General features: G+C 48.8%; 15 protein-coding genes and 1 pseudogene. 4 read left to right on the forward strand and 12 right to left on the reverse strand.

Annotation, left to right across the window (positions count from 1 at the left end):
• Nucleotides 1–116: 116 nt before the first annotated feature.
• The 4 genes and pseudogenes from DFR47_RS10680 to DFR47_RS10695 form a co-directional block, all read right to left on the reverse strand.
• Complete coding sequence (locus tag DFR47_RS10680) at nt 117–1,247, reverse strand: HPP family protein (RefSeq protein WP_113944386.1); 1,131 nt, start codon at nt 1,245–1,247, stop codon at nt 117–119.
• A gap of 95 nt (nt 1,248–1,342) precedes the next feature.
• Complete coding sequence (locus tag DFR47_RS10685) at nt 1,343–1,861, reverse strand: DUF6622 family protein (RefSeq protein ID WP_147245533.1); 519 nt, start codon at nt 1,859–1,861, stop codon at nt 1,343–1,345.
• Nucleotides 1,862–2,132: 271 nt separating this feature from the next.
• Nucleotides 2,133–3,276 (reverse strand): annotated as a pseudogene (locus tag DFR47_RS10690) (branched-chain amino acid ABC transporter substrate-binding protein).
• A 329-nt stretch (nt 3,277–3,605) separates the two neighbouring features.
• Nucleotides 3,606–4,550: a helix-turn-helix domain-containing protein gene (locus DFR47_RS10695; protein WP_113944388.1), complete on the reverse strand. Its 945-nt coding sequence runs from the start codon at nt 4,548–4,550 to the stop codon at nt 3,606–3,608.
• 513 nt (nt 4,551–5,063) lie between these two features.
• On the opposite strand from DFR47_RS10695, the gene DFR47_RS10700 reads away from it, so the two are divergent.
• The 3 genes from DFR47_RS10700 to DFR47_RS10710 all read left to right on the forward strand — a co-directional run bounded on the left by DFR47_RS10700 (nt 5,064) and on the right by DFR47_RS10710 (nt 9,426).
• Complete coding sequence (locus tag DFR47_RS10700) at nt 5,064–5,591, forward strand: RNA polymerase sigma factor (RefSeq protein ID WP_113944389.1); 528 nt, start codon at nt 5,064–5,066, stop codon at nt 5,589–5,591.
• 5 nt (nt 5,592–5,596) lie between these two features.
• Entirely contained in the window at nt 5,597–6,574 is a 978-nt protein-coding gene (locus tag DFR47_RS10705; protein WP_113944390.1) for a FecR family protein, read from the forward strand.
• Nucleotides 6,575–6,702: 128 nt separating this feature from the next.
• Nucleotides 6,703–9,426 carry a TonB-dependent receptor domain-containing protein gene (locus DFR47_RS10710; RefSeq protein ID WP_113944391.1) on the forward strand — a complete coding sequence of 908 codons (2,724 nt, stop codon included), beginning with the start codon at nt 6,703–6,705 and terminating at the stop codon, nt 9,424–9,426.
• 62 nt (nt 9,427–9,488) lie between these two features.
• Here the strand turns inward: DFR47_RS10710 and DFR47_RS10715 are convergent, their stop codons facing one another.
• The 3 genes from DFR47_RS10715 to ahpC all read right to left on the reverse strand — a co-directional run bounded on the left by DFR47_RS10715 (nt 9,489) and on the right by ahpC (nt 12,806).
• Nucleotides 9,489–10,394: a LysR substrate-binding domain-containing protein gene (locus tag DFR47_RS10715; protein WP_113944392.1), complete on the reverse strand. Its 906-nt coding sequence runs from the start codon at nt 10,392–10,394 to the stop codon at nt 9,489–9,491.
• 13 nt (nt 10,395–10,407) lie between these two features.
• Nucleotides 10,408–11,976 (reverse strand): alkyl hydroperoxide reductase subunit F, encoded by a 1,569-nt coding sequence (gene ahpF, locus DFR47_RS10720; protein WP_113944393.1) that lies wholly within the window; start codon nt 11,974–11,976, stop codon nt 10,408–10,410.
• A 266-nt stretch (nt 11,977–12,242) separates the two neighbouring features.
• Nucleotides 12,243–12,806 (reverse strand): alkyl hydroperoxide reductase subunit C, encoded by a 564-nt coding sequence (ahpC, locus tag DFR47_RS10725; protein WP_113944394.1) that lies wholly within the window; start codon nt 12,804–12,806, stop codon nt 12,243–12,245.
• Nucleotides 12,807–13,222: 416 nt separating this feature from the next.
• On the opposite strand from ahpC, the gene DFR47_RS10730 reads away from it, so the two are divergent.
• Nucleotides 13,223–13,924, forward strand: a complete 702-nt coding sequence (locus DFR47_RS10730; RefSeq protein ID WP_113944395.1) for an outer membrane protein — start codon at nt 13,223–13,225, stop codon at nt 13,922–13,924.
• Between the two features lie 94 nt (nt 13,925–14,018).
• Here DFR47_RS10730 and DFR47_RS10735 read toward each other — a convergent pair whose 3' ends face one another.
• From DFR47_RS10735 to DFR47_RS10755, 5 genes are all read right to left on the reverse strand, one after another.
• A complete protein-coding gene (locus DFR47_RS10735) occupies nt 14,019–14,663 on the reverse strand; it encodes a dihydroxyacetone kinase family protein (protein WP_113944396.1) in 645 nt (214 codons plus the stop codon).
• Nucleotides 14,664–14,672: 9 nt separating this feature from the next.
• Nucleotides 14,673–15,674, reverse strand: coding sequence for a dihydroxyacetone kinase subunit DhaK (locus DFR47_RS10740; protein WP_113944397.1), 1,002 nt, complete (start codon nt 15,672–15,674; stop codon nt 14,673–14,675).
• A gap of 23 nt (nt 15,675–15,697) precedes the next feature.
• Nucleotides 15,698–16,720 carry an ABC transporter permease gene (locus DFR47_RS10745; RefSeq protein WP_113944398.1) on the reverse strand — a complete coding sequence of 341 codons (1,023 nt, stop codon included), beginning with the start codon at nt 16,718–16,720 and terminating at the stop codon, nt 15,698–15,700.
• Entirely contained in the window at nt 16,720–18,282 is a 1,563-nt protein-coding gene (locus tag DFR47_RS10750; RefSeq protein WP_113944399.1) for a sugar ABC transporter ATP-binding protein, read from the reverse strand. Before DFR47_RS10750 ends, DFR47_RS10745 begins: the two co-directional genes overlap by 1 nt.
• 249 nt (nt 18,283–18,531) lie before the next feature.
• Entirely contained in the window at nt 18,532–19,542 is a 1,011-nt protein-coding gene (locus tag DFR47_RS10755; RefSeq protein ID WP_113944400.1) for a substrate-binding domain-containing protein, read from the reverse strand.
• Between the last annotated feature and the right edge of the window lie 25 nt (nt 19,543–19,567).

Here is a 19,567-nt window from a genome sequence, read left to right on the forward strand (position 1 = left end):
GATAGCATGGTGCGCTCAACCATTTTCACGCTGAACAGCAGATGTGCCATTTCTGAACACATCTTATCGCCTTATGCTATAGGTAAGTTGAGAAACTAAATCAACTTTGTATTATCTTATAACGTCTTTTCCACTGATAGAGCCGTTTGCACCAGACGGGCAAGCGCTGCAAGCAAGTCGGTTTGAGAGATCAGACCAACCACCTGATTATCCGTATCCGTGATAATAACAGCATGGGAACGGCCATTGGTCAGCACCGGCAAAAGACTCAGTGCCGGATCCTGCGGTCGGGCAACCGGCGGCACAATCATCAGTGTTTCGACTGCACCTTTACCCTTCAACAACTCACGCAAGCCCACCGTACCCAGCAATTTATTGGTATCATCCACAACTGGCAGCGAGCGAATATTATGCTTCAGCAACAAAGACCGCGCATAATCATCCGTATCAGCTGCTTTAACCGACACCACATGGCGCGACATGATAGAATTGCAATCAGGCCCCGCTTTACCCGATGCATTATTACGCATCACCGTCTGCATTTCGATCTGGCGTAGCAGAACTTCCAGATCTTCGCGGGTAATATCAAAGCTCTCCTGCATTTCAGACAAAGCCGCATCAATATCCGCAGAAGTCGGGCCGCCACGCATCTGCGTCGGCGTATCCTGTGTCTGATGCTGGTTTACCACCGGTGTTACATGCGGATAAGGGCGGCGCAGAATTTTATGAAATGCGATGCCAAACAATACGACAATCGCAGAATCCAATGCGACAGGTGCAAAGGGAAACAGGAATCCTGCCTCTGTAACAGTATGGCCGCCAATAACTGCAGTTAGCGCAATCGCCCCACCCGGAGGATGCATCGCACGCGCCAGCGACATCGCCAGAACAGACAGCGCTACTGCCAATCCTGCGGCCAGCAGTGGTTCTTTCACAAACTGGTAGACCAAAACACCGACAAGTGCGGAGATCGTATTACCGCCAATAATTGCCCAAGGCTGCGCCATAGGGCTGGACGGCACCACAAACAGCAAAATGGCCGATGCACCTACCGGCGCAATCAGAAAGGCATAATGCGTTGTATGATTATAAAGCCACGCACTGACAATACCGGTAAAAGCCACACAAAGCAAAATACCGACAGAAGCAATCAGGCGGGAACGAAAGGTAGCGCCAGCCAGTAAGGGCGCGAAAAGACGGTCTGCCGTGCGTTTAAGCCGGCCGCCATTTTTATCAGGCGAAGTCATTGGAAAAAGCCGTTATCATATTCCGGATAGCTGTGATTAACAGCTTGCCAGTCAGATGAACAGACCGGATAAGGAATTAATAATCTAAAATGGACTTAATCAGCAGGATGCATGTCATAGCCGGCAAATGCTTTCATTAAGATTGCCAAGGACATGCCCCAGAAAAACCCACTCGTTAAACCTGAGGCCACACTATAAATTGCTGTGAAATTTAGCTCTTGCAAACTATTCGGATGATAGGCCGCATAAACACTCAAGCCATAGAGACAGCCGAAATTCAGCAAAATAACGATGATGGGCACCACAGAGCCGGGACGCTGAACCATGCCGGTGCCGCTGTCGAAAATGGCAGGCTGTTGCATTGCCATAAGTATTCTTCCAAGCAACAGGCCAACAATCAATGCAACAGCAAAGATTAAAAGCGCCGTCCATGGCATAGCAAGCTTGTTAAAAATTCCATAGATGCCCCAAAGCAGGAAAATAGACGGCATCAACAACATCCCCTTGGGAGAGACTGTCGTTGGCGACAGAAGACGAACACCGACGTAAACAAGATATACCAGCAAAACCCACACCCACCAAGGTGTATGCGTCAATATCTCTGTCACTTGCATGGCCACCTCTTAAAAATTCTCTGAACTATAGATGGCTTTAAAAAGCGGCCAGTCCGTTCTGTTGCTCGCTAATTTTAATATTAAGCGCTAAAAACCTTCCGGAACTGCGAAATTTGTGGAAAGCTGCCGAGCGCACTCAGCACCACAAACATGAAAAACTCCTCAACATGAGCAAGAGTTTCAATCGCCACCTCAAAACTCCACTAAAATTGAAAATCCGCCATTTGCAGTTAAATGGCGGATTTTCAATGACGCTGTATACTAACTAAGTTTAGCCACCCTGCTTCTGCTGTTCATAAGTGAAGCTGCCATCCGGCATTTTCTTCCACTCATACATCACATAGCCCGGCAGTTTGGCATCGCCTTTTTCATCAAATGCCAGCTCACCAAGCGCAGTTTTAAACGGCCCTTTTTCCTTCATCGCCTTGGCGACTTCCTGCGGGTCGTTAGAACCGGCAGCCTTGGCAGCTGCAGCCAAAGACTGTGCTGCCGCATAGGAATAAAGTGTATAGGCTTCCGGCTCGAAACCGCTGTCGCGGAACTTCTTCACCAGCTCGGCATTGGCCGGATCAACACGCGGATCAGGTCCGAATGTGTTGAGCGTCCCGACAACCGCATCACGGGCAATCGAAGCCAGTTCATTATTGACGATCGCATCACCGGAGATAAACGTGACCTTGAGACCCTGATCTGCCAGCTGACGGATAATCAAGCCGCCCTCTGTATGCACACCTCCCCAATAGAGTACGTCAATACCGGCCGCTTTAGCCTTGGTAATCAGTGCCGAGAAATCCTTCTCACCGGTATTCACCCCTTCATACATAACCTCTTTCACGCCGAGATCATTGAAAGTTTTCTTGGTGGCATCCGCCAGCCCCTGACCATAAGGTGTCTTATCGTGAATGACCGCGATTTTTTTGTCTTTAAAATGATCATTGATATAATTACCGGCAACAATGCCCTGCTGGTCATCACGGCCGCATGTACGGAACGTATTCCAAAGACCTTTTTCTGTATAAGCAGGATTGGTGGCACCCGGGCTGATCATCAGAATACCGTTTTCGGCATAAACATCTGATGCCGGAATAGTAACACCGGAATTATAATGGCCGATGACAAATTGTACGCCATCCGCAGCAAACTTGTTGGCAACAGAAATACCCTGTTTCGGGTCGGAAACATCGTCACCGATGACGATCTTTACCTGTTCACCATTAATACCGCCATTGGCATTAATTTCCGCAATTGCAGCTTCTGCTCCCTTCAGAATCTGCTCCCTTCAGAATCTGCTGCCCGTAAGTGGCATTCGGGCCGGTCATCGGTGCTCCCACACCCATGAGAAGCTCTGCCTGCGCGGTTGCTGTCCAGGCTAAAACGGCCGCTGTTGCGACACCGGACAAGAATTTCAAGCGCATAAATTATTCCTCCCACTTAAACTGTCATATATTCTAAATCATGCTATTTCCGTATGCTGTATATGCAGATGCCAACATATGATAAGCATCTGAATTCATTATAATTTCAAAAAATATGCAGATTATTTTTCTGCATATTGCATGTAAAAAGAGTATATTTTAACGTTTCAAAATATATCTCTTATTACATCATCTTCACTATGACTAAGGCATCTGTCAACTTACTTTCAAGTGACTGACATTTTGCCTCACTGCCCCCATCAAGCGGGAAATAGGAGGTCAGGAAAACACTAGGAGCAACATCACACTTCATCAATGCACGTCAATTGTCAGGATTTTTTACCTGTACTCAGACGCTTGCGGCGTAATTCACCTGGCGTTGTTGTGCGGCATTTTTTTAAAGCAGTTGTCATATGGCTCTGACTGGAAAACCCTGTCCTGTCAGCGATTTCAGCCAATGAAATATCCGTATTTACCAACATATCCTCTGCTGCACTCAAACGCAGTATCAGTAAAAACTGATGCGGTGTCTGGCCAAAGCTTTCACGAAAAGATGTCAGGAAATGGCCGCCGGACACCCCCAAAACAGCTGCCATTTTCGCAATTGACAGTTTACGCATATAGTTTTCACGTAAATACGCTTCGATACGACGTGATGCCTGATAAGAAAGCCCGCCATTTTCCTGTTTACCACTGCCCGTTCTTAAAAAAGAGTGGTTTTGAACCAACTGCACCATTAAAACGGACAATAAAGCCTGAAGATATCCGGCGCTCACCGGAGCATTTTTCAGCAATTCAGCACGCAATAAATTGGCCAATAACAGTGCTTTGGGATTAGGCAAACGTGAGGGATGCGGAAAGAGTTCAGAAAGCGATAAATTTCCGGTTATATCCTTCAATTCACGGAGTAAATGATCATCCAACGCCAGCTGAATATAATCCGTTTCCATCGGCCATTGCAGTGTATAATCCGTATGTGGCGGCACAATCAGCACGGTTCCGGCCGGCGCATCAAAACTCTCGCCGAATTTACCCTGTAAAGACCAGTGCAAGTCTTTAATCGCCGCCAAAACGATGATCACTGTGTAATGATCATGGCGATAACTGAATTTACCGTTATAACTAACAATATATGCAATTTTATTTTGATGAATGACTAAATTTTTGAACGTATCAGAGAGATTATTCTTTAGATCAGCCGGATTTTCGTGAAATAAAAAACTCTCTTCGGCTGCAGAGTAGTTATTTTCAGCTTCTGCGCTTAAATTATTCATTCCCCACCCCTACTGTCAAAATATGTTTATATGGAAATTTGAAACCAAGCACTCGGCATGCGAGACAATACCCTCACGCATCAATGCACAAATAACTACCATAGGTTGTAAATAATCTGCAACCGAATTTTATCGGAAATAGCAATTTCTAATTTCGGTATGTTATTTTTTTATCTTCAGTTTCTATAAAATCTTGTTTAATAGTAAGAATTCATAAAAAACTCCCTAAATACGCCAAATCCTCAACATGCCAAGCAACAATTATAGGTTGTAAATTATAAGTAATATCATTCAACAACTAATCACAGCCGCATTCCTAATTTAATTTGATAACGATACACCTTCCTGATCACAGAGCTGGTCTCACGGTAAACCGGATAGCCATCGGCGCAGTACTAGCCATTGTCGCAGTCAGTATTGTTCTCGAGACATCACCGAATTTTCCCGCTATTAAACTTGAGTAAATTTGTATAGTATTTGTAAATCCGACTGAATCGCACGACAGACCACACGATGACCATTCAATCCAGTGACAGCCCTGACGCATTGATGTCCGTATATTTGCGACAGCTCAAATATTTGCGGGACATGCTGAAAAAGCGCACCAGCTCTCATGAGCTGGCCGAGGACGCTTTGCAGGAAACATGGCTGCGTCTATCAAAAATTGAAACACATGCCTATGAAGTGCGCGATCATCGTGCCTTCATTATGCGTGTCGCCAATAATATTGCGATTGACCTGCTGCGCAAAGAACGCCGCCATCATCAGGCCTGCCTGAGTGACGAAGAGATTTTGCAAGCAGTGGCAGATAGCGCACCGACACCTGAAACCTATGCTATAGACCGTGATCATTTACGACAACTGGTTTATGCATTGCTGCAATTACCGCCAAAGCCTCGCACCGCCCTGCTACTGGCACGCTGTGATTTACTCACGCATCATGAAATTGCGCGGCGTTTAGACGTCTCTGAAAGCATGGTCGCCCGCTATCTCGCGCAGGCTTTACGCCATTGCCGCGATCACTTTCGCACGATTAGTTAATCCGTATGATGAAGCAAAAAACTTTCGCCGACATCAGCCTGAGCGACGAAGCGATCGACCGCATCGTGTATTTAAGTTCGGGTCGTGCAACGGAACAGGATCACGCGCAATTTATCCATTGGCGCCGCCAAAGCCCGCAACATGAAATGGCCGCGCAAGAAGCCGAAGCTCTATGGCTGGGCATAGGTACGGCCGGTAAAAACCTGCGCAGTTCAGAAAAGCGTCGCCATATGACAAGGCGCACAGTTTTGGGTCTAGGCGCTTTTGTCGTTGGCGGGGCGGCTCTGCATCAAACAGGCCTCATTGGGCCACGCCTCTATGCCGATTATACCACCGGTATTGGCGAGCAACGCACAATTACCCTGACAGACGGCTCTGCTGTCACCCTCAATGCCGGCAGCGCACTTTCTGTTCATATGACAGAGACAGAGCGGCGGCTGACTTTGTATGAAGGACAAGCCCTCTTTACCGTCGCCAAAGATCATACAAGACCATTTATAGTCGAAGCACAAAATGGCCGAACCCGCGCTTTAGGCACGATCTTTGATATCGACATTAAACCAGAACAAGTTGTTGTTACTGTCATTGAAGGAACAGTCGGCGTAACACCTGCTCGAGCTCAGCCACAAAATACGAACAACATGGTGATCGTGCAGGAAAATTCCCGTGTTCAATATGCAAAGACAGGTTCTGTCTCCGCCCCTGAATACATAGATTCCAACATCGAAACTGCGTGGCGCAGAGGTAAATTAATTTTCAACGCTAAACCGCTTGGCGATGTGGTTGCGGAACTTGAACGTTATCGGTCGGGAAATATCATTCTCACCAGCAAGCAATTATATGCTTTGCAAGTGACCGGCGTCTTCGATCTCTCGCAGCCGGAAGAAATTCTGCAAGCAATCGAAACCACACTTCCTGTCAGTGTAATACGCCTGCCTTTTGTCACAATTTTACGTCCGAACGCTGCTTTAAATAATTTATGATAAAAAATATCAAGTTTTTTCATTTTTGCTGTGCAAGATCACATGCCCCGTTTCGTCTTTAAATTATAAGGCCGGAAAATCTGTCTTTGCGGATACCGGAAATAATAAATGACAAGGCGGTAAACTCTATGCAGGGCACAACAAAAGCGAAGCGTCTCTCTTCATCTCAGCAGACCAAGAAAGCCGGTCTTCTGACCTCTGTCGCATTCATTGCCATTCTACAAGCAGGCTTTGATAGCAGTGCCCATGCACAGACGACTGCACCACAAACAATCAGTTTTAATATTCGTTCTCAGAATCTGGGTTCGGCTTTAACCGCTTTTGCTGATCGCGCCGGCTTAAAATTGCTGCTGCGATCCAATATGATATCCGGCAAACGCAGCCCTGCTGTGCAAGGCAGCCTGACCAGAGAACAAGCACTTGGTCAGCTCCTGAACGGTTCTGGACTAAACTATTCGATACAGGGCAGCACGCTCACAATCAGCGATCCGGCCAATAATGCTCGCGCGACGAGCGCGCCCGAGGGCAGCATCCTTCTTGACACAATCACCATTAGCAATGGCGGCTCTGTTGCAGCAGCCGAGGCTCCTTACCATACAGCAGCGCCAACATCCTATATTTCGGAACAGACTATTGAGCGTTTTCGCGGCTCCAGTCCGGCAGATATTTTCCGCGGTACGCCGGGCGTAATGTCCGGCGAATCCCGCAATGGCGCCGGAGCCATTGATGTGAATATCCGTGGTATGCAAGGTATGGGACGTGTGGCCACCACCATTGACGGTGCAGAAAATGCCATCAATGTCTATCAGGGTTATCAGGGCATTTCTAATCGCACCTTTGTCGATCCGGATTTTCTCGGCGGTATTGATATCCAAAAAGGCTCCGATGCTGCATCTAGCGGCATTGCCGGTACTGTGGCCATGCGTACACTTGAAGCAGGCGATATTGTTAAAGAAGGCAACCGTTTTGGTCTTCGGGTCAAAGGAGGCTTCGGCACCAATTCCAGCAAGCCTGAAGAGGGAAACGTTGCTGGCTACAAAATTGTGAACAAGGGGTATCCTCTCCCTCAGCAGCCAGACATAGACTATGTCGACAACTCCAAATTTTCTGCCTCCGATAGCACAATGAACCGCCCGGCTTTTCTCAAGCCAACCAATGGCTCAGGCAGTATTGTAGCAGCAATGCAGGATGAAAATATCGAATTGCTGGCCGGTTACGCCTATCGTAAGCGCGGCAATTATCATGCCGGTAAAAACGGCCCCGCTGCGGATATTAACAATCGCGGCGGCATGATAGCTTGTCTTTCTTACTGTAATGTTCCGTCTAATTACCAATGGTTCCCTAACCTTATTGAGAACACTGGTATTGCCAATTACAGACCAGGCGAGCAGGTTCTTAACACACAGCTGGAAACAGAATCTCTGCTACTAAAGAGCAAGGTGATGTTTGGTGATGGTCATAGTATCCAGCTTGGCTATACCGGCTTTGAAAGCAAAGCGGGCACCTTTAAGGCCAATGCTTTGAATTCACTTACTCTACAAGCCGTACAACAACGCCTCACAACTGATGTGGAAGCGCATACCGGTACATTTAAGTATCGCTGGGATCCAGCCGATAACGACCTGATTGATCTGAAAGCCAATCTCTGGGGTACGAAACTCAAACAACGCAATGCAGTCGATTGGCCGGCAAGCGGCGCCCCGAAAGATTTTAAATCCGGACCGGATCTGTGGACATGGGGTGCCGATATCAGCAATCACTCGCAGTTCAGCACTGCCTATGGCGATATTGATATGACCTATGGTGTATCGTACAAAAAGGAAGATACCAAACCGACAGAAGCCACGAGAAAATGGGACACATTTCTTGACCTGCGTGACGGCACACGTGAAGAAACCGCGGCCTATATTAAAACAGCATACAAACCGGTTGATTGGCTGACAGTTAATGGCGGGATGCGTTATTCTCATATGTGGTCACGCGATCGCAGTCGCACAAAAATGGTTCACCCTGACATGGTCTATGGCAAGGCCCGTTTCAAACAGGGCGGCTTCAGCCCGTCACTGGGGGTAACAGTTGAGCCGTTTGAAGGCACACAGTTCTATGCTAATTATTCCAGCACCCTGCGGGCACCAAGCATTATGGAAGCGGTTTCCGCCTTCAACATGACGGTCAATGAAGACACCAAAGCTGAACGTGCAAATAATTGGGAAATCGGCGCTAACTTCATTGAAACCAACCTGATCGCAGATACAGATCAGGCTATGCTTAAGCTTGGATATTTCAACTGGGATATTAAAGATTACATTGCCCGCGAGTTTCACTTTTATCCGAACTCTTCAAACGTGCGTATTTTCAATATTGATCGTGCACGCTTTTCCGGCCTGGAAATGTCGGCCAATTATGAACTCGACGGCTTTTCGGCAACACTGGCAGCCAATTATTATCTGAACGTGGAATTCTGCCGCACAGCAGAAACCTGTGAGAATAAATCCCTTTATGCAGACTATGCAACTAATCAGGTACCGCCGAAATATGGCATAGATCTAACTCTGACTCAAAAACTGCTGGATGATGCACTCACCGTTGGCGGGCGCATTTCTTATACTTCGTCGCGCGCATCCGGTCACGGTGATGTCACAGGTCAGGGCATGTCGCAGTTTATCACAATGATCAATTGGCAGCCGTACACGTTGGTGGACGTGTTCGCTGAATATAAAATCAATGACAACTATACCGCCAGTTTCCGCGTAGAAAATCTGACAGACCGGTTCTACGTCGATCCGCTCAGCCTTGCACAACAACCGGGACCGGGACGTACATTCTATGCCTCTATGACAGCAAATTTCTGATTATGATCCAGCCAGTCAGCCCTGCGCGCAACGCGCAGAGCTGACTGGTAAACAACAAATTTTCAGGTTCCGGAGGCGATCAGCTCTGATGCTACATCAGCAATCAGGTCTGCGAGCTTGCTCATATGATCATTGGCATTGCTAGATTTGCGCCAATATAAACCAATATTGCGCTGAAAACCGTCCGTTTCCAGTGGTAGCAGGGCAATATGATTTCGGGAGCCGCCCTCATAGCAAGCCAGTTGCGGCAACAATGTCAGCCCCATACCCGCAATGACCATTTGCCTTAATGTTTCAAGGCTGGTTCCGCGAAAACCGTCATATTCACGTGCACCATAGCGATGACACAAAGTCAGCGCCTGATCACGCAGGCAATGCCCTTCTTCCAACAACATCAAACGCTGACCAGACAAAGCATTAGCTGATAAGCGTTCTTGCTGAGCAAGCGCATGGCCGCTTGGTACAGCCAGACGGAAGGGTTCCGTGAATAATTTACGCCCAGTTATATGCGGGTCTTCAACGGGCAAAGCCAGCAACGCCGCATCAATCTGCCCGTCAATCAAACGCTGCAACAAAACCGTACTTTTTTCTTCAGTCAGCAGAATTTCTGAAGACGGAAAAATCTCCATAAAACGTGGCATAACATGAGGTAGAAGATAGGGCCCCAGTGTCGGGAATACACCCAGATGCAGCCGCCTTGCACCATCCGCGCAATGGCCTGCCGCATCATCACGCATTTGCGTCACTTCATGTAACACTGTGCGCGCACGGCTCACCGCAGCTTCACCTGCCTGGGTCAGAATAAGACCACGTGGCGAACGCTCAAACAGGATAACACCAAGCTCTTGCTCCAGCTTGCGTATCTGGGCAGAAAGCGTCGGCTGGCTGGCATTGCACAGCTCAGCCGCACGATGAAAGTTGCGCTGTTCAGCCAGCGCAACAAGATATTCCAGATCGCGCAAATTCATGTTGCGCTATACCTCAGGCTGCCTGTTCTTCGGCAGGTAACCGGATGAGATAGTCAAAGGCCGCAAGTGATGATCTCGCTCCCTCACCCATCGCAATTACGATCTGCTTATAAGGCGCAGTCGTGCAGTCACCCGCAGCAAAAACGCCCGGCACAGAGGTTGCCCCATGATTATCGGTGATAATTTCACCGCGATCATTCAATGACAGCGTGCCTTTCAGCCACTCAGTGTTCGGAACCAGACCGATCTGCACAAAAACACCTTCAAGTGCCACATTGTGTTTTTCACCACTGACGCGGTCTTCATAAACCAGACCATTGACGCGCTTACCATCACCGGTCACTTCAGTGGTCTTGGCAGATGTAAGGATTGTCACGTTTGGCAAGCTTTTGAGCTTGCGTTGCAGCACTTCATCAGCACGCAACACTTTGTCATATTCAATCAGTGTCACATGGCTGACGAGACCTGCCAGATCAATCGCGGCTTCAACACCGGAGTTACCGCCCCCGATAACCGCAATACGCTTGCCTTTAAACAACGGACCATCGCAATGCGGACAGAACGCTACGCCTTTATTGATATATTGCTCTTCCCCTGGAACACCCATTTTGCGCCAGCGGGCACCGGTTGACAGAATGACCGAGGTACTGGTCAGCGTGGCGCCGGATGCCAGCTCCACTTTAAAACCTTTTGAAGTACGCTCAAGCTTTACAGCCTGCTGGCCGCTCATAATCTCAGCATCATAGTCGCGCACATGAGTTTCCATAGCGCGGGCAAGCTTTGGCCCTTCCGTATGGCTGACGGAGATGAAGTTTTCGATCGACATCGTATCAAGAACCTGTCCGCCAAAACGGTCGGCGACGATACCAGTGCGAATGCCTTTACGAGCGGCATAAATTGCTGCAGCAGCACCGGCAGGACCACCACCAACAACAAGAACATCGAACGGCGCCTGAGCGCTTACAGCATCGGCAGCGCGTGCTGCGGCACCGGTATCAATTTTAGCCAGAATTTCTTCTGCGCCCATACGGCCGGAACCGAAAACCTCACCATTGAGGAAAATTGACGGAACCGACATGACCTGTCGATCCGCAACTTCATCCTGAAACAGCGCGCCATCAATGGCGACATGCTCGATACCAGGATTAAGAACAGCCATCAGATTGAGCGCCTGCACCACATCAGGGCAGTTCTGACAGGACAGCGAATAATATGTTTCGAAACGGAATGTACCCTTCACACCGCGGATCTGATCGATCAGCGCCTGCTCTACTTTTGGCGGATAACCGCCAACCTGCAAAAGAGCCAGCACAAGGGATGTAAACTCGTGGCCAAGCGGCAAGCCGGCAAAAGTCAGATGAATATTTTCACCCGGTGAAGTCAGCGCAAAAGAAGGAATGCGCGCGCCTTCGACATCACCGCGTTTAACGGTGATTTTATCCGACTGTTCACAGATTTGCTCAAGAAGCTGCAGCAGTTCGAGCGATTTAGCGTCATCACCGGCATAAGCAATGATTTCAACCGGCCGCACCAGACGTTCCAGATAGCCCTTCAGCTGGGTTTTCAAGTTCGTATCGAGCATACTGTGTTCCTCTTGCAAAATTGTCCTGCTGCGTATCCGGGAGTGGAATATCTTCGGAGCATGTGACGCGAAAAAACAAACAGATGGAGCATTTTCATAAACCACATGAGGGGCAAATGCTCCGAAACATGCCGCGCGGTGAGATATTCTCACCTCAAACTGTGCAGGCATGAAAATCGGTAATAAGCGGCGCGCTATAATGAATTACAGCGCGCCACAAATCATCAGGCAGCTATGGGAGACAACTACCTGTTTATGTTGCAAAATCAGATTTTGCCAACCAGATCGAGCGAAGGAGCAAGTGTTGCTTCACCTTCCTGCCACTTAGCAGGGCAAACTTCACCCGGATGTGCACGCACATATTGTGCAGCTTTGATCTTACGTACGAGATCAGCAGCATCACGGCCAATACCTTCAGCAGTGATTTCCATAGCCTGAATGATACCATCCGGATCAACGATAAAGGTAGCGCGGTCTGCAAGACCCTGACCTTCGCGCATAACACCGAAGTTATTGGTTACAACACCACTTGGATCGCCGAGCATGGTGTAGTTAATTTTGCCGATTGTGTCGGATGAATCGTGCCATGCTTTGTGGGTGAAGTGTGTATCGGTCGATACCGAATAAACTTCAACGCCCATTTTCTGCAGTTCGTCATAATGGTCAGCAACGTCACCCAGTTCAGTCGGGCAGACGAATGTGAAGTCAGCTGGATAGAAGAAAAATACAGCCCATTTTCCCAATACGTCTTCTTCGCTCACGGAGATGAACTTACCCTGGCGGTAAGCCTGCGCGATAAAAGGTTTGATCTGTGTGTTTACGGTTGCCATTGTGCACTCCTGTCAGAATGATTTCTGCCACTCATATAGGTGTTAATGCGCAATATGCAAAATCAATTAAATTTTGAAAACCGATAGATAATATCTATATCGATAATAATGCCGCTAAAAACCCCTTTTTAGCATCAATACTTGATGATTTTGAGTGAATTTCAATCATTCATGCAAAATTGCATAGCAGACATGCAAATTTATTCATACTGTGGATAAGAGGCTCATGAAAATCACGTCACAAACTATAGTGTCTCTAAAATTTCACATTCATTCTCAGGAATATATCGCACAGCATTAATTATATAAACAATAATCAAATTCAAAATACAAACAATACAAAAGTGATATTTTTACTACATCAAGAGGATAGAAACAAATGTATATTTAGATGTTATTTGAAAAAGGACTTTTCCATGAATAATAAAATCTTATTGCTTTTAACTATATTTGCAATGCAAAATGCAACTTACGCTTTAGCTGCCGACGCCATATATGCAGCACCGGAAGCACCCGTTTATGAAGAAACCTTCAGCTGGAATGGCGCATATATCGGCGCTCAGGCCGGATTCAGTGCTGCACGCAACAAATTATCATTTACCGGCCTTCCTAATGAAGCCAGCGCCAATTCCAATGGCTTCGTTGGCGGCATCTTTGCCGGTTACAATTGGGCTATTACAGACACTATTATATACGGTCTGGAAGGAGACATAAATTTTGCGAATTTGAAAAAGGATACCACGTTATTAAGCAATCAAAACGCCAATTTTAACTGGAATATAAAAACTGACTTTGAAGGTGCTATCCGCGCCCGTCTTGGCGTCAGTTATCAACGGTGGCTTCCATATATTGCCGGTGGTGTTTCTATTGCGAGATTAAAAGACAGTTTCTCCCTCAACAATGCGACGAATACAGTACCAGTCGCTGAAAGTACCACCACTCGTGTCGGTTTTACTATCGGCGCTGGCGTTGACTATGCAGTAACAGATAATATTCTTTTGCGCGCGGAATACAGATATAATGATTACGGCAAGAAATCCATCAGTGCCGACAATCTTAGTCTCGACAGAAAGCTTTCAAGCAACAATGTACGTCTCGGTATAGCTTATAAGTTTTAAAATAAGAAAGCTGTGAGCGTATAATGTCACATACGAATAAAGCCCTGCATTTATTCAAATGCAGGGCTTTATTCTTTACTTATTCAAATCAGGTTCAGCTCTTTGCAGAAACAAAAGCAGACATGCTGGTAATCAGCAGCATACCCACTGTGGCACCGGCATCCTGAAGACCAATGGTCTTTTCCTGAAACGCTGCGGCTTTACCATGCTGTGCAACCATCGTCTTGGTTGCTTCAAGAGCATCTTCACCAGCTTTGGCAGCGGCTGCAAGTGCATCTTTCAGGGAAGCGCCAGAAGCAGCCTGTGCTTCCAGTGTCACCGCAATCGGATCAAGCACATCGAGCAGTGTTTTATCGCCGACTTTGGCTTTGCCGCGCTCGGCAATACCGTCACGATATGCACGCCAAAAAGCAGCCACTTCATTTGTGCCAATTTCGCTCACGCCTTCACAAACTTTACTTGCACGCAGAAAACCGGTTGCAGTCAGTGTGCCCATTGTTGAAGGTGCAACGCGCGCCATAATGGCACCAGCCACACGCAGCAGCTTGGCAATACCTGCATCTGCGCCTTCGCCATGTACAGCTTCAGCAGCTGCTGCAAAGGCTTTGCTCATGGTAATGCCAAGATCGCTGTCACCCACTTTGCCATCCAGCGCGATCAGAAAATCGCGTTGTTCTGCAAACAGGTCTTTCCAGTTGTCAAAGAGATTGATCAGATCGGATGCGGTAATAACATTCATGATCAGACCTCAACCGGCAATATGTTTGAAGAATGGGGTGTTGGCGGAAGCTGCAACCAGAGGCTCCAGCTCATCATCCAGATGCAGAACGGAGATCGAAGCACCGGCCATTTCCATCGATGTTGCAAATTCACCGAGCCAGACGTGCTTAACTTTAACGCCACGCTCGTCAAACAGCTGCGAAACGCGACGGAACATGATGTACAGCTCTTCCAGCGGTGTACCGCCAAGTCCATTCACCAGAACAGCAACTTCGTCGCCCTGCTTGTAGTCCTGCTCTGCGAAAATACGGCCCATCAGCTCGTCAATAACGGCATCAGCATTGGCAAGCTTCTTACGGCTGATACCTGGCTCGCCATGGATACCCATGCCGATTTCCATTTCATCTTCACCGATGGAGAAGGTTGCATGGCCGATTTCCGGCACAACACAGCTCGACAATGCAACACCCATGGTACGGGTACGCAGACGGGCTTTGTCAGCAAGACGGGTTACTTCATCCAGCGACAACAGCTTTTCAGCAGCAGCACCGGCAACTTTATAGACGAAGTAAATACCTGCAACGCCGCGACGCTTGTGTTCTTCACCAACAACGGAAGACGCCACGTCATCATTGCCGACAACCTGCTTAACGGCGATACCGTCGAGGTCAGCGAGTTCTGCAGCCATGTCAAAATTGATGATATCGCCGCTGTAGTTACCGTAGATGTAAAGAACGCCGGCGCCCTGATCGATCGCCTTGGTGACCTGATACATCTGTTCGGAACTCGGCGACTGGAAGACACCACCGACAGCTGCGCCATCAAGCATACCTTCACCGATATAGCCGAGGAACAGTGGCAAATGGCCAGAACCGCCACCGGTTGCAATACCGACTTTACCTGGCTTTTTATTGGTTTTAACCATGCAGCGCTTGTCATTATCGACATAGCTCAGCTCGGGATGTGCCCGATAGATGCCTTCAAGCATCTCATCCACGAAATTGACGGGATCGTTCAGGAATTTCTTCATGATTTCCTCTTGAGAGTATCGGGTTATTTTTTGCGTTGACGGGTGACGAAGAAGGCCGCAGCAAGCAGAATGAAGCAGCCGACGACAAGACGCTGCCATGTGCTTGGGATGCCAACCAGCACCAGAACACTGTTAAGAACGGTAATAAGAAGCACACCAAGAAGCGTGCCAAAAACGGAACCTGTGCCGCCGGTAATCCGCGCGCCGCCGAGAACAACGGCAGCAATCACACCAATTTCGGTACCAACAAAATCAAACGGGCTGGACTGGCGGTTGGCAGAGACGTGGATGATACCGGCCAGACCGGCCAGACCACCGGCATAGCCAAACAGGAAGATATGGATGGTGCGCAGATTATAGCCCAGACGGCTGGCGATCTGACTGTTACCACCCATTGCGAAAATCGCGCGACCCATCATAGTACGATTGAGAATCCACCATGTCAGAAGGGCAGCCGCAGGCAGCACCAGAAAATATACCGGCAGCGTAATCGTTGCACCATTGGCAGATTCAAACTGCAACAGCGGCAGACGACCGAAGGCGCTCATGGTCGGCGGCAGCGTCATAATCCAGACAGTACCGACAAAAGCCAGCAGGAAGCCGCGGAACAGATATTGTGTGCCGATAGTTACAATCAATGATGGAACATTGAGATGATGCACCAGCAAGCCATTGAGAACACCGAGAAAAACACCACCGGCAATTGCCATCAGGATGATAAAGATAATCGGCAGTTCGGGCATATAGGCCTGCACCAGCAGTGTCAGCGAATAGACCGTGGTGGCAGCAATAGCCGTAAAGGAAACATCAATCCCGCCTGCAGCAAGAATGATAAAGACACCAAGAGCAAACAGCCCCATCACCACACTGGCGCGGCCGATATCAATCAGCGTTGATGCCTGCAAGAATGCCGGATTAACAATCGACACAACAGTACAGATTGCCACGAGCAGAAAGAACGTGATCGATTCAGGGTGTTTGCGAATGAATTCACCCAGCTTGAAAGATCCGGTGCGAGCCGTATCTTGCTGATATTGCGCGCTCATTAGGCAGTTTCCTTCTGCGATGACATCATGGCTTGATAAAGCTGGTCTTCAGTGGCCTGCGCCGCATCGAACTCTGCGGTAATGCTTCCGGAATTCATGACGAGAATACGGTCAGCATTTTGCAAGAGTTCCGGCAGGTCATCACTGACGATGATTAGCCCCATACCGGCTTTTGCCAGTCCCTGAATAACACGGTAAATTGTATCTTTCGAACCAACATCAACACCAACTGTCGGGCCATGCAGCACCAGTAGTTTCGGGCCGATACTCAGCCAGCGACCGATCAGAACGCGCTGCTGGTTACCACCGGACAGTGCACCGACCGGCAGATCGAGGTTCGTGGTGTTCAGGCGCATATCCTGCATCAGAGATGCAGCAATGGTGCGGCCCTTTTTCTGATCAACAATGCCAAGGCTGTTGCAGAGCTTGCGGAAGATCAGGGCAATTTCATTTTCAAAAATCGACTTATCGAGGAACAGACCTTCAGCAAGGCGATCTTCCGGCACATAGCCGATACCGTGTTCAATCGCAGCGGCAGGGCTTTTCACCTGTGTTGCCTTGCCCTCAAGGCTGATCGTGCCGGACTCTGCCGGCACAACACCGGTGATCGCCATAGCCAGCTCGTTACGGCCAGAATCTGCAAGACCGGTAATACCGAGAATTTCACCCTTGCGCAGGTTAAGACCGATATTCTTAAAGCCGGAAGCCGTCAGACCATCAAGTTTCAGCAGCTCCTCTGCCGCCGGTTTACCTGTGCGGTAGCGCTCGGCATCAATTTCACGACCGATCATCAGTTCGGAAAGCTGCTTCTTAGTATAATCTTCAATCGGTCCCTGCGCCACGCACTGACCGTCGCGGAATACAACCGCATTACCGCCGATGCGGTAGCACTCATCCAGCTTATGGGTGACAAAGAGAACAGCAACGCGCTCCGCACGCAGACGCGCAACCACTTCAATCAGATTGTCGACTTCACGGCGTGTCAGCGAGGTGGTCGGCTCATCCATAATTACGAGCTTGGCGCGTGTTGCAATCGCACGCGAAATCGCCACCAGCTGACGCATGGCCAGCGGCAGTTCGGATACAACCGTATTCAGAAAAGCTTTATCGCTTGGCAGGCCAACAGCAGTCAGCGCGCGCTCAGCAGTCTCATGCAGTTTCTTCAGATTAAGACGACGGAACAGTCGGCCATTGCCTTCAACAAGCTGCTCATTCAGCGCTACGTTTTCAGCAACAGTCAGGTTCGGAATAAGTGACAAGTCCTGATAGACGGTCTCGATACCGGCTGCCAGAGACTGGATCGGATTCAAAGATGTATAGGTTTTGCCATCAAGAATGATCTCGCCTTCGCTCGGGCCATGAGCGCCGGACATGATCTTGATAACTGTACTCTTGCCGCAACCATTCTCACCCAGCAGATGATAGGCTTCGCCAAGGTCGATTGTCAGGTCAACACCACGCAACGCGTGGACACCGCCAAACCGCTTATGAATGTTGCGCAATTCGAGAAAACGGTCCGCAGGCCGGTCGTTGCTCGCTGCAATGCTTGTCGTAGTTGACACGTTTAATTCCTTTGCCGCTGCACCGTCTCGCTCATCGGCGATTGGAACCGCTTAGAAACCGGCTGATTTTACAGTTTAACGTCTGTCATTTGGAATGTGACAGGCACTTCAAGCTGTTGGTTTCATTTACTCTTCAGCCGGATACAGATATCCGGATGCGCGCTTCGGGAGGGCGCATCCGGATCTATGACCCCGCCGCACGGGATGGAACGACATTCCGGCAACAGGATCAGATCTGTTCAGGTTTTCTTAGAACAGGTGTTCTTTGTAGGTAGCCTTGTCAGCGATAACCATGCCGTTACCGATAACCAGAAGACCTTCACCTGCACCCTTCTTCACGCGAACGCTGTTGTAGCCTTCAACGCCAAGATCGGTACCGTCTTTAACTTCTTTCTTTTCGATGAACATGCGAGCAAGCGCATTCATCGCCATACCGGCTTTCTGCGGATCCCAGAAACCGATTGCAGTGATTGCACCGGATTCCAGCAGATCAGCTGAAGGATTTGGCAAGCCGGTGCCGACGAGGCAAACTTTGCCGCTCAGACCAGCTTCATCAATCGCACGGCCGATACCGAGAACGTCATTACCGGCAGAAGTCTGGAAGCCCTTCAGATCAGGATGCTTGCGCAGAATTTCTTTGGCTTTTTCATAAGTGCCGTTTGCATCGTCGAACGATTCATTGTTCGGATCAACGAGCTGCATTTCTGGGTATTTCTTGGCATTTTCTTCAGCAGAAGCAACCCACTGCATGTGGGTACGGCTGCCGAGCGAACCAACGAAAGTTGTCCACTTGCCGGTGTTGTTCATGCACTGTGCCAGACGCTCATTAAGCGCTGTACCGTAATCAGAATTATCAAAGGCTTCTACGTCAGCCATTGTATTGATCTGGTTGTCAGCTTCATGGGTCACAACAACAATGCCACGCTCCATAGCGCGCTTGAAGGTGCCTTCCAGAACAGCCGGATCCATAGGAACAACTGCCAGCGCGGTTACGCCTTTAGCAACCAGATCCTGAACGATCTGCAGCTGCTGGGCAGCATCGGATGTTGCCGGACCACTCTGAGTGGCAACCACATCAGGATTGGCCTTCTGATAGGCTTCAACACCGGTATTCATACGGTCGAACCAAGGAATACCGCTGATTTTCACCACGGTCGAGATAACAGGCTTTTCCTGCGCGACCAGAACGCCAGCGCTGCCTGCAACCATAGTTGCGCCAATGATGCTACCGGCGAGCAGTTTTTTCGTAGTTGCTTTCATTATTTCCTCCAGACGGACTGACCCT

Source organism: Pseudochrobactrum asaccharolyticum (assembly GCF_003314995.1).
In the GTDB taxonomy this organism is placed as follows: Bacteria; Pseudomonadota; Alphaproteobacteria; order Rhizobiales; family Rhizobiaceae; genus Pseudochrobactrum; species Pseudochrobactrum asaccharolyticum.